Here is a 12,127-nt window from a genome sequence, read left to right as displayed (position 1 = left end):
CTATTACATTTCGATTAATATTTATTGCATCTTCTCAAGAAATGGATCATCGCCTACCTCCACGGTAAACTGATATAAATGTTCCAACTTTATGACCACTTTCTTCACCATCAATGCCCAACGGTGAGTCCCAGTAGGCTGATTTACCAAATTAAGTTGATCAACTCTTTTAAAAAGTTCCAGTGCCTTTAACAGCAATGTGCAAATCCTAAACTTCTTCCTATTTATTTCCAGCAGTAATGCAAAGGGATCCAGTGCAGCACGCATCAACAACATATTTTTTTCTGATTCTGTATGAAATTCGACTAACTCATGTTCTCTTTCAGAATCGTATGGAGCATTATTGTCTAGTCTTTTCAATAGTTCCTCGAAATATTGGAAGTCAGTGGTATGTTCTGGCATATGCTTTCGTTTTTATTACTGTTAATTATGCTGTCTCATCCAGTCGGGCATTGGTTCGCCTTTGAGAAAGTGGTCGAAGAAACCTTGTAACCTTTCAGAATAATCGAGGATGTCAGCTTTGTCAGTCAAAGAATGGTGACCGTTATCGTATTGCAACATCCAGACTTTTTTGTTTAATCTTCTTAATGCAGTAAAAAACTCTACACCCTGTGAGAAGTTGACTATTCCATCTTTCTGATTATTCATCATTAGTAAAGGTGTACAAACGTTGTCTGCAAAAAATATAGGAGAGTTCTTTATGTAGAGGTCTTGTCCATTCCATAAAGTTTTCTCAAGTCTGCCTTGTACAATCTCTGCCCATTCTCTAAAATAGTTATTTCCGTTTCTAAGGGTAATTGAATTTACGGAGCTTACCAGATCGGAAAACCCAGACGACGAGTGTGCTGCAGCGAATAATTTTGATTGAGTAATAATGAAATTTGTTTCGTAACCGCCAAAGCTATGTCCGTCCAATCCTAACTTGTCAGCCAAAACAAACGGCATTTTCGAGAAGGACCTAGCCAACCCTTCTACTACTTTCAAAGCACTTGGACCCGGAGATCCTTTTTCATACTCAATATCTGGTGTACAAACGAGATAGCCATGAGACACAAACCAAGGTATGTTTATCGCGTCGAAAGATAGTTCGGGCCTAATAAAGTGATGCAATTTATCAGTCTGTTTTTGATAAAATTGAATAATAACAGGATATTTTTTTGTGCTATCGAAGTTTGTTGGCTTATACAAAATTGCCTTAAATTTCTTCTGATCAACTGACTGGAATTGCAAAAGTTCAGCGGTAAGCCAATTGTAGCATCGTTCAGGGAATACCTTACTTATGCCTTTAAAGGTTTTGAAATCTGTAGTGAAATAATAATTTGGCGATTCATCTGTTCTTTCCTTACGCACAATCCAGGCATTTTTATTTTGCGCCTTTATTGGATACATCCCAAAAATGAGATTATTTTGTGCCGAATTATAAAAGCAATCCCACATTGACAACTTTTTTGGAGCCTTTCCATAGTCAGAAGTAATGCTAAAAAACCCATTTTGCTTATTGCAATTATCGAAACCAGTTAATAGTTTCCAGCTCTCATAGCTGAACTTTAAATTTTTTGGCTTATTGACAAATCTAAAAGTAATATTATTAATGCGACCCTTCCCCCCTGTAACGTTGATTAATTTCTCAGGAAACTCCAAGTCTAATTTCCAGATGTCAAAGTTATCGTAAAAGAATGCTGTGTGCTCACCAATCCAACCCGCAAACAAAAATAGCTCACGGTCATTATAAGCAATGTTATACTGGTGGTGGGTAAATTTAAGCCTTTCAGTTAGATTAGTCGTTTTATTATTTGCTATCTTATATCCAAGAAGATTTGTGAAAACGCTATCTTTTCCAATGATATATTTACCATCAGGAGAGGCGGAGATGGCTTCAAAGCCGAGATTAGTTTTTTGTCCATTGATTATATTATAAATATAATGACGGGAAACGGAATACTTATTCCAGTTTCTCTCTGAATAGTCACCCAAACGATTGCTTATACAAACCATGCTATCCATTTTGAAAAGGAATTCTATTTCTTCCGTACCATGGCTCAATTCTCTGATTGAGTTTGAATTTAAAATATAGGCTGCGCTAGATATTCCTTCAGTCGGCGTGATCTGAGATCGCAAACGAATATCTTGATAACTCCAAATTTGTACTGGTATATTTTTAATTCTTGGATTGTTATTCAAAACTTTAATAAAAAGCATTTTGCCATCACGGCTAAATTTTTCAATACCGACCAATGTTTTTCCATGGCTTAGTGACTGAAATTGCTTGGTGGAAGTATGAACAAGTTCATAGCCATTGACGGAATGAATAGAAAGTATTTTGCCGTCAGATGAAGTGCCTCCAGATTCGGCAATAAAGGCGACCTGTTCGCCGTCATCATCTAAAACGACATCTTCTACATTCTTGTAAATACCTAGTTCTGAAAACCTAAAGTTGTCCGGATTTATAGTGGCGACACTCTTAGTATTATTTTTTTTTGAAATCACGGCCATTAAATCGGACGATTGTCCCAAATGGTAAGAAATTATATTTTCATAGGACTTGATATCTCCATTTACTAGGTTTATAAATGAAAGTGAATTCAAATAATCATGGACTATAAGGAACTCTTTGTTCCTAAAATTTATTATATGATAAGATTTAACATTTGAAATAACTTTGTCGACTTGATGACCAAGTTTTAAAATGTACAAATTATTGTTGCTATCAATGCACACTGCATTTTGGCTTTTTGCCGCTAGCTTAAAGTCAGCTGCGCCATTTATTGTTAATTCCCAGTTCGTTGACAAAGACTTCAAATGTACTCTGGGGTTATGCATATAGTTTTCAACAGATACGTAACCAGCAAATTTTCCGTCACTGCTAATTGCGGGGTCCTGCACACTTTGCCAAGAATCAATAGCTTGCTTACTTAGAACTGGTCTGTTAATTTTAGCTTGAGAGAAACATATTTGACAAGCTAATTGCAGACAGAATAATAACGAGTACGATATGCTATCAACTCTCATAGCTGTTTTCATTTTACATCCCATGTTGGTTCTTCGGTTTTCATTTTTTTAAGTGTTAGGATAAATTGATCGATGAAATAGGGTTGGCCATTAAAATCACGATCAGGCAGCGCTTTTGAAATTCTAATGGCTTCACTTTCCAAAGAAATAGCTTCTTTAATTTTTCCAAGCTTATATAAAAGGTTTGCTTTAGTATCATAATACTGTAGCCTTGAGAGTAAATTTTTTTCTGTCCGTATTGCAAATGTGCTCCATTTTACAGCCCTTTTTATTGCGGTTCTATTATTAGAGTTAAGAAAAACGTCCCAAGCTGCATTATTTACATTTAAATAAATATCCATCCCTTCATTTTTTGGTGGATCGTGCTTTAAAATAATTGACTTCAAACGACTATATTTATTCCAATCATTAATCTTGCGATAGAAGTACATCTGCTCTCTCCTTAGAAAATTTTCTGTAGCGTGAATTTTTGGGTATTTTATTTTTAAAATACCTCTCAAATTGGACCAATCAGGTCTATTTGTTTTTGCGGCACCATTATTATAAAGAAATGAGTCTAGAATACGTAAATGTAGAACTGCCTTTAACCATCGGTCCGCTGTACCTTCGGACAGCACAGTATCAATTCTAATTGGATCATTATATGCTGCTGCAAAGAAATTGTCGTCAAGTGTTATCAAAGTAGCTGGTCCGTTTTCTTCCAAAAAATCAAGATTCGGTCTAGTAAACTGTTTACTGGGATCCAGTCTATTTAGGTAAAACAATTTATAATTTTGCGAAACTTGCTTTGCTAATTCAACTTCGCCTAGAAATGTTCTCGCTGTCTTTGCAAGTGCAGGCATGTACCTATATTCCCGCATTCCATTTTGAAATGCAAACAACGCATTTCTAATTGCTTGCCAACCTGAATCTGTCGTTAGTGTAAGAAGATTCTTCATAGTCGAAACATCTTTTATACCTTTTGATTTGTAAATTGCAGTCCCAACGAGATTGAAAAAATGATATTGAGGAACAACATTGTCTGAAACGGTTCGGACAGGAATAAAATGGGTTTTTATAAGTCCAACAATTTCAGGATCTGTAAAAACATTGGAATCCATTAGGTCGCATTCCTGACATGATCGTGGGACAATATTTAAAAAAATACTCTTATTGCGAACTTTAGCCATATTTAACAACTCCGCCCAACCCGGCATTTTTTCAAAATTAAAACCCTGTTTTTCTTGCGCACTAATAACCAATGCTCTTTGAAAAAGCAGTATCAGTAGGATGAATTTTTTCATATATGTTAAAAAATATCGAGCTCCAAGATGGAGCTCGATTACTTTCGGACAGATCAGTAGCCCGGATTTTGATTAAGATTAGGATTAGTTTGAATTTGTCTAAAAGGTAATGGATATAGTGCTGAATTGCTTTTCCAAATGCCACCTTTTTTGATAGTTATGCCAGGCATAACTAAGCTGATGGTATTTGTTCTTTTTAAATCTAGCCATCGGTGACCCCATTCAGTGAATAACTCAACTTGCCTTTCATGAGCGACTGCGATCAGTGCTGAATCTTTAGATATTGATGATGACAACTGCTTCAACTGTAAGTTCGCATTTGCAGCAAGATCTGTCGCACGATGGCGTAAAAGATTTATGTCTGCAATTCCTTGCGAAACTTTTCCCTGTTGAATCAAAGCCTCTGCTCTGATTAAATACTGTTCAGCTACTCGCAAAACAATTGAATATTCTTGAGGAGAGGTGTCTTCCGCACCGATTTTATATTTGTTTGGAAAAAAATAAGGTTCACCAGATATGTCTTGCATGCCGATCCAGTTTACTAACCTCTGATCTCCAGCTTCAAAACTTTCTTTTAGTTCTTTGCTTAAATATACGGGAAAAGTAAATCCATCTGGCCCGGTTGGCGGAAGATTAAACAATATTCCTTCGCCGGTGTTCTGAGAAGGGCCGATACCCACTGGCTGTAATGCCCATATCGTTTCTCTGCTATTTTTTAGAAAGACGCTATTAATTGAGGTGAGACCAAAAAGAGTATTATTTATGATTTTTCCGGCTTCAATTTCCGCATTTGGATAATCCTTCATATATAAATACACTCTAGCTAACAATGCTGTTGCTGCAGATTTATTTGGGCGGACTCGTTCAAGAGTAGTTTTAAATAATGTTCCATCAAGAAACTTTTCACTAATTAAGCTCTGAGATTTAATAAGATCACTCTTGATCTGTTCATAAACTTCCGAGACCGCATTTCTTGGCTGGAGACTGGTGGAAGAATAGTCTGTGGATATAATTATCGGCACATCTCCATATAAATTGACAAGATAGAAATAATATAGTGCCCTCATAAAATAAGCTTCTCCAAGCAATTGGTTCTTGACAACCGGTGTAATGCTTGTAGAATTATTTAATCCTTCTATAGCGGTATTGATAACGAATAGCTGATTATAAGATCTTACCCAAAAGTTTGTTGCCTGCACATTACCAGCAACAAGATTATTCTGATAGTACCCTAGTAATTCGGCATTATTCGCACCTGGGAGCAATGTTAATTCGTCTGCCGATAACGATGGATAGACACTCATAAGCGGTAAACCGGCCCCGATAGATGGTATTCCATTGATGTTATCCGCACTCAAATTAGTATATAGTCCAGTCACTACAGCTATCGCAGTGGCATCATTAGCAAATGCATTTTGGGCATTTAAACTATTCTTTGGAGCATCTATCTCAATAAACCTCTTACAGCCAATTAACATGATGAGCAAGCACGCAAACGAAGTAAAGTATTTTCTAAAAATTATTTTTGATATCTTTTTCATAATCAATCTTATAAAGTAACCTGTAAACCAAATGTTATTACACGAAGAGGTGGTAGATTATTGAATGTTGAATTTTCAGGGTCTAATCCTATATACTTGGTAACTGTGAAAATATTTTGACCCTGCGCAAAAACCCGACACCGATCAATCTTTAGAGACTTTAAAACCTTTCCAGGTAGCGTGTATGATAGTGAGACATTTTTAATCCTAGCATATGAGGCATCAGTATAAGCAAAATTACTATTACCAATATTAGACAATAATAACCTTGTACTAAATTTTTGGATTTCAGCGAGGTCTCCATCTTTTTGCCAGCGATCCAATACCTGTATTGGCTCGTTCCAGGCAGTTCCGTTTCTAAAGGTTGTTCCTAATCGCAAATTTTGACGTTGTTGCTTTACAAATTGAATCAAAACATTCAATTCAAATCCCCTGAATGAGAAATCATTCTGAAGACCACCATAGAATTTAGGGCTAGGGTGCACATACTTCGTAAGGTCATCGGCGGTAGGAGCTATAGTTAAATTACCGTTTATGCCTTTAAATTGGTATAAGCCAGTTTTGCTATCTACACCTGCATAATCATACACTCTTTTTACGTCCAATGGTTGGTTTAGAATCAGAAGGCTTGCATATGAAGATTCACTTAGATTCGGAAACTCTATGAGTTTATTGGCATTGGATGTAATATTAAAGTTGGTTGACCATGTAAAGTATCGTCCATTAAAATTTTTTGAATTTAGAGTTATCTCCCAGCCTCTGTTTTCGACCTTTGCTGGAAAATTTTTAGTTATCGATTCAAAACCTGACTGATCAGCTAAGGAATAACCGATAAGCTGATTACTTGAACAGTTCCGATAGTAGCCGACTCCTGCAAGAATTCTGTTGTCAAAAAATCCGATGTCTACACCTAATTGCATTTTTTTCGTTAATTCCCATTGAAGGTACGGGTTAGGTAGCGAATTTGGCTGCAGTCCAACTATTCCTTGATAAGGTAATGCAGCAATATATCCAGGAATAGATATATATTGATTTAGGTACTGATAATCACCAATCTGATCATTCCCCGTAGTTCCATAACTAGCTCTGATTTTGCCAAAGCTTATAAAACTAATTTTGCTTTTCAAAAAATCTTCATTGGTGAACTGCCAGGCGCCCCCTACTGCTCCAAAATTTTCAAATTTATTTTTGGCACCAAATCGACTACTTCCATCTCTCCTTGCGGTCAAATTAATAATGTATTTATCTCCCCAATTGTAATTAAATCTTGCAAAAATTGCACTGTAACGATAGGTACTTAATATTCCTGGGTTGGTAGTGATAGTTGCAGCAGAGCTATAATCAGCCATCGTTTGGTCATTTGAATATCCCGAAGCAGTTATGCTTTGTAATTGCTTTTCAGTGTTCTGGAAAGTCGTTCCCATTAAGAAATTTCCAATTCCTTTGGCTATTTGCAAGTTGTATAATATTTGGGGTTCTATTATCCACGAATCAATTCTTCCATTTCCAAATTGAGATAACCTTGAATAAAACGATTGAGTTTCCGGTGTCTTAGAAGTGAGTGGAAACGTGGCGACTTCTCTGCTGGTCATATCCGTATATCCTAAATTTGCCCTCAAAGACAGACCATTTAAAATTTCATATGATAATGTCGAATTTGCAATTAAGTTATTAGTCTGAACCAGATAAGTGTTTACATAATAACGCAAAGGATTATTATAAAAAGTGGACACGCTATCTGCTCCAGACGGAATTCTTTCCCAATTCAGACTTCCATCATTTCTATATAGGGCCGGCGCGTTAGGTGCCAGGGAGAGTGCACTAGGTGTTAGATCTTGATTGGGTAATGCATTTTTATCATTGAGATAGGTTCCTGAAAAGCTTACTTTAAACTTATTGTCCATTGAACTATGGTTAACATTCAGGCCTAGAGAAGCCTTATTATCAGAAAATTTGCCGGGAAATACTGTTGTTTCACGGTGATATCCGCTATTAAGTCTAAAGGTGGTTAGATTTGATCCTCCTGAAATCGATAACTGGGCATCGTTATAGGAAGCAGCCTTTCCAATCAATTCCTCCTGCCAATTAGTATACCTATTTTGATCCCAAATCGTCAAATCATAATTTGTTAAATTTTTTTGATTGGAAGGAATTAATTGACTGGGTATAGCTAGTGCATCATTTTTGTAAGCCTCTTTACGCATCTCTAAATATTGCTGAGTATTGAGCATTTTCAATTTATGAGGGACACGACCTACGCCAACTTGAAATGTTCCGTCAACTATAGTTTTTCCGAAACTGCCTTTTTTTGTTGTAATTAATATTGCGCCGTTTGCAGCTCTCGAACCATATATCGCGGTGGCATCTGCATCTTTAAGCACCTCAATACTCTCGATATCCGCAGGATTAAGGTAACTTAATGGACTCCCTTGACCGATTTGTTCCGCACCACTAAAGGATGGGCCACCTAAAATATTGGCTATAGTTGGTAAAAGTTGTGAGGTATATGGTACACCATCTACAACATAAAAGGGATCGGTTCCTTTAGAGATTGAATTTACTCCCTGAATATTGACTACAATGCCGCTTCCAGCTACGCCGGAACTTTGGTTAATGAAAATGCCTGGTACCCGTCCTTGTAATGCCAATATCGGGTTATTAGTAGGGGAATTATTAATATCCTTTGTTGTAATCCCATTCGTATTTCCAGTAGATAAACGGCGGCTAGTTGTTCCATATGCGATAATCTGCACTTCGTCAAGCTTCGAATTACTCACCTCCAAAACGATATTAGACAAATCAATATTCGCACCAACCTCTTTAGTCAAATAACCAAGATAAGAGATCACCAATACTGCGTCTTCATTCACTTTTGCTAGATAAAAATTTCCTTCCTTATCCGTACTTGTGCTTCTACCGCCTTTCAAAGACACAGATACCCCAGGCAATGGGTTTCCCCTCTCATCTACTACCCTTCCCCGTACATCAATCGCTTGAAATCGGTCTACTATGTTTTCGATAATACCCTTTTCCTCCTTCCGCTTTACGATAACTGTTTTTTCTGAGATCTGGTAACTCAAAGGCTGGTTGGCAAAGCATACCTCCAATGCCCGCTCAATGGTAGCATTGTTCAATTTTACATTTACTGCCCTGGTATTTTTAAAATCGTTGTCTGAGTAGACAAAGTCATAACCACTTTGCTCACTGATCTTTTCCAGCACAGCCTGCAATTTGGCCTTGTTGGCATTGATCGTGATCTGCGCCTTTCCTGCAGCTGCTACTTGTAGCAGGAATAGGATCATGATGAGCGTGGTCAGTTTCATAATACGTATAATTTGTTCCGGGACGCCTGAATAACATCGCCCAAAAATTCTTTCATGAATTTTCATTAAGTTTGATTGTTTGGTTCTAAGTTTTGTTGTTTCTCGCAAGGAATTGATGAACAGCGCCGGACATCAACGGGGGTTTTCCAAGAACTCCCGTTATTTTTTTTAATGCTGGTTAGCGACTACTGTTCCAAAAAACGTAAAGTTTATCTCATTACAGTAATCCTCCTTTCTTCAATTTTAAAGTGTACAGCATTGGTTAAACTAATTTTATTCAAAATTTTAGAGATCTGATCGGTCCTGCTCATGGATCCTGTAAATGGCATATCACTGAAATCGCCTTCATATACCACCTCCACATTATACCACCTCGATAGCTTACGCATGATGCTCTCCATCGGCTCGCTCGTAAAAACAAACTTGCCGTTTTTCCAGGCTACCGCCTTGCTCACATTGACTTCTTTTACGGAAACAAAGCCGTTCCGTGTTGTACTCGCCTGCTCGCCCGGTTTTAGGATTAGCTTGCCATTTAACCTGATTTTTCCCTCTAGCAAAGTAGTCTTCGTTTCCGGCTCATCTGCATAGGTATTGATGTTGAAATGGGTACCCAATACCTTAACCTGCTGACCTGCACTTTCTACTACAAACGGACGCGAGGGGTCCTTCGCAATCTCAAAATAGCCTTCTCCTTTTAAACTCACTGTTCGCTTCGATCCATCGCCCAGGTTCGAAGCATACGTTAAACTGGATGCCGCATTCAACCAAACCTCCGATCCATCGGGCAACTTCACCTGGTAGGTTTCTCCCTTAGCCGTGGTGAGTGTGTTATATGAAACTTTGTCGGCATCCTGAACTGATTTGCTTCTCAGCTCCTTCGGGGTCAGGATCTCATATACCAATTGCCCATTTGCCGTCTTCGTTACCGTAACTCCTGCTTCATTAGCCAGTTTACCATTCGAAGCATCTGTTAACTTTATTTTCCTGCCGTTGGCTAGTGTTAAGGTCGCCCCATGCCTGCCCGGCGCTACATCATTCACATATTGAGATCCCGAAACGCGTTCAGGATGACGGGGTGCTTTAAAAAAGTAAATACCAATGGCAATCAATGCCACCGCAGCGGCAATCCCAAATCGATACCAGCCCGCCGGATAGAAACGAACGCTTCGCTTACCGGCATGTTCTGTTCCAATTTTTCCTTCAAGCGCATGATAAACCCTGCTTAAGACTGCTTCATCCGCAGCAGACGTAACCGTATCTACATCCGAAAGCAGAAGTTCCTCTCTCACCATTTGGGTAAGGTCTGTATAATCCTTTCCCTCAAAATAAACCGACAGCCATTCCAGTTCTTGATCAGAAATATCTCCGGCCAATAGCTTCGGGTACAACGTTCTTAAGTATTCTTTCGGCTCCATATTTAACATTACGTTTCAAAATCAACTGTCAATGACAAGCATGAAAAATAATTGTTAAATAATTGTTAAAAACTGTCACTTTATAGAGTACGACGGTCTTATGGCGCTCATGGGGGCTTTGCCGTTTATTGCGTTTGGCGGTACCTTTATAATTCTTTAGTTTTGCATTATGTTATTGTTAAAGCACAACATGATGTTATTGTTAAAGCACAACACAATGTTATTGTTAGAACACAACACAATGTTATTGTTAGAGCACAAACACTGACTAACTAAATTAGGAAGGGGGTTTTCCAGTTCTAATCTTTTTAATATGAGAAGATTTGCATAGAATATTCCGATGTCCAGACAGTGTCTGGACATTTAAGCTGGTAACGCTTGTGCGAATTATTAATTATTGAGGACAAGGCTAAAAGAAGTTTTTATGAAAAGGAGACCATTAGTTCAACACGATCATTCCGTGAAATGAAAAGACAGATTGATAGTTCTCTTTACGAAAAGTGCTATTGCCCTCAGGGAAAAACAATAAAAAAAAGGTAACTATACCCACTTGGGACAAACTTTCGCCTGATTAAAAATTTCCTTGTTTCTTAAGCCGATCTTTGTGTTCTCATAGATGGTTTCAGTTCTCACAGTGAATTTCTTGTGACAGTCTTTATCTGCACACTTAAAGCCTCTGTTGGTTATATAAGCTTTAGTACTTCCAAAATGTGGACAGCATGGAGTATTAAGCCAAGGCTTAGTACCAAAATACTTATCACACGTTTCTTCGTCCGTGTTAACTATATTTTAGCACGGTTTTTGTTTTTATTAATTAAGTTATTACATTTGAATATTATGAAACTCACTGCTGAACAAATAGCTAAGATGAAGGATGGTTTTAAGAAAGCTGCTAAAGAAAAACAAGCTTTTGTAACTCATTTTGCTAATGGAGGGAAAGTAGAAGATTATAAATCTCAAGAAAACCAAAAAGTTGTCAGACCAGTCTGAAGTTCTACCCTATAGTTTAATAAGTCAAGATGGTAGCGATGTGTCATACACATTTGTTACTGACCACGATATTCAGTATGTGGTACGCTATATTAGCTCAACCGATTATTATTTCGATGAAACATCAGATATTGGAGATTCTGAAATTTTAGAATTTCAATTTGTCCCTATTGATAAAGGCACGAAGCCCATTAATGATTTGCGTGTTGCTAAAACTTTAGTAACTTCTATGAAAAGTGTGCTAAAGTCACGAAAAAATGCAGTGTTATACATATGCGATAAAAGTGATGGAAAGCAAGCTGCAAGAAGTAAACTATTTGACAAATGGTACAAAAGGTATTCGTGGGATAGTATAGCTAAACATGAGGGAAAATTAGAAAATCCCGATTCGGAAGATTCAGAACACGTTTCCTTGATCGTTAACACAGAAAATCCTTTTGCAAATAACATTGTTGAAGCGTTTAGTTTCATAATGCAATCTGATAAGTAGTTTTTATTTTTTACTCATACCAATAATCCAGTGGTGTGTATTGATACTTCGTTCTGATACTTGCTTTGCTGTCATA

General features: G+C 37.4%; 8 protein-coding genes. 2 read left to right on the top strand and 6 right to left on the bottom strand.

Annotated elements, in window-relative coordinates:
• Window positions 1-21 precede the first annotated feature (21 nt).
• The 6 genes from ACXZ1K_RS06480 to ACXZ1K_RS06455 form a co-directional block, all read right to left on the bottom strand.
• A complete protein-coding gene (locus ACXZ1K_RS06480) occupies window positions 22-402 on the bottom strand; it encodes a hypothetical protein (protein WP_458972570.1) in 381 nt (126 codons plus the stop codon).
• A 21-nt stretch (window positions 403-423) separates the two neighbouring features.
• Window positions 424-3,021, bottom strand: coding sequence for an alpha/beta hydrolase family protein (locus ACXZ1K_RS06475; RefSeq protein ID WP_458972569.1), 2,598 nt, complete (start codon window positions 3,019-3,021; stop codon window positions 424-426).
• On the bottom strand, window positions 3,018-4,292 hold the full coding sequence (locus ACXZ1K_RS06470) for a DUF255 domain-containing protein (RefSeq protein WP_458972568.1): 1,275 nt from the start codon (window positions 4,290-4,292) through the stop codon (window positions 3,018-3,020). Before ACXZ1K_RS06470 ends, ACXZ1K_RS06475 begins: the two co-directional genes overlap by 4 nt.
• Window positions 4,293-4,345: 53 nt before the next feature.
• Window positions 4,346-5,833, bottom strand: a complete 1,488-nt coding sequence (locus ACXZ1K_RS06465) for a RagB/SusD family nutrient uptake outer membrane protein (RefSeq protein ID WP_458972567.1) — start codon at window positions 5,831-5,833, stop codon at window positions 4,346-4,348.
• 8 nt (window positions 5,834-5,841) lie between these two features.
• Complete coding sequence (locus tag ACXZ1K_RS06460) at window positions 5,842-9,156, bottom strand: SusC/RagA family TonB-linked outer membrane protein (protein WP_458972566.1); 3,315 nt, start codon at window positions 9,154-9,156, stop codon at window positions 5,842-5,844.
• Window positions 9,157-9,365: 209 nt separating this feature from the next.
• Window positions 9,366-10,571 carry a FecR family protein gene (locus ACXZ1K_RS06455; protein ID WP_458972565.1) on the bottom strand — a complete coding sequence of 402 codons (1,206 nt, stop codon included), beginning with the start codon at window positions 10,569-10,571 and terminating at the stop codon, window positions 9,366-9,368.
• An 837-nt stretch (window positions 10,572-11,408) separates the two neighbouring features.
• Here ACXZ1K_RS06455 and ACXZ1K_RS06450 point away from each other — a divergent pair.
• Both ACXZ1K_RS06450 and ACXZ1K_RS06445 read left to right on the top strand, forming a co-directional pair.
• Window positions 11,409-11,561 carry a hypothetical protein gene (locus tag ACXZ1K_RS06450; RefSeq protein WP_458972564.1) on the top strand — a complete coding sequence of 51 codons (153 nt, stop codon included), beginning with the start codon at window positions 11,409-11,411 and terminating at the stop codon, window positions 11,559-11,561.
• Window positions 11,545-12,051, top strand: coding sequence for a DUF6169 family protein (locus tag ACXZ1K_RS06445; RefSeq protein ID WP_458972563.1), 507 nt, complete (start codon window positions 11,545-11,547; stop codon window positions 12,049-12,051). The genes ACXZ1K_RS06450 and ACXZ1K_RS06445 overlap by 17 nt, the downstream gene beginning before the upstream one ends.
• The last annotated feature ends 76 nt before the right edge of the window (window positions 12,052-12,127 follow it).

This window comes from Pedobacter jaeyakensis (genome assembly GCF_054461315.1).
Note: the sequence above shows the minus strand (reverse complement) of the source record. Positions and strands in the feature narration are given on the sequence as shown.

Excerpts from the sequence above, each read along its gene's own strand:
- ACXZ1K_RS06480 (WP_458972570.1), bottom strand. The coding sequence starts at position 402 with ATGCCAGAACATACCACTGACTTCCAATATTTCGAGGAACTATTGAAA.
- ACXZ1K_RS06475 (WP_458972569.1), bottom strand. The coding sequence starts at position 3,021 with ATGAAAACAGCTATGAGAGTTGATAGCATATCGTACTCGTTATTATTC.
- ACXZ1K_RS06470 (WP_458972568.1), bottom strand. The coding sequence starts at position 4,292 with ATGAAAAAATTCATCCTACTGATACTGCTTTTTCAAAGAGCATTGGTT.
- ACXZ1K_RS06465 (WP_458972567.1), bottom strand. The coding sequence starts at position 5,833 with ATGAAAAAGATATCAAAAATAATTTTTAGAAAATACTTTACTTCGTTT.
- ACXZ1K_RS06460 (WP_458972566.1), bottom strand. The coding sequence starts at position 9,156 with ATGAAACTGACCACGCTCATCATGATCCTATTCCTGCTACAAGTAGCA.
- ACXZ1K_RS06455 (WP_458972565.1), bottom strand. The coding sequence starts at position 10,571 with ATGGAGCCGAAAGAATACTTAAGAACGTTGTACCCGAAGCTATTGGCC.
- ACXZ1K_RS06450 (WP_458972564.1), top strand. The coding sequence starts at position 11,409 with ATGAAACTCACTGCTGAACAAATAGCTAAGATGAAGGATGGTTTTAAG.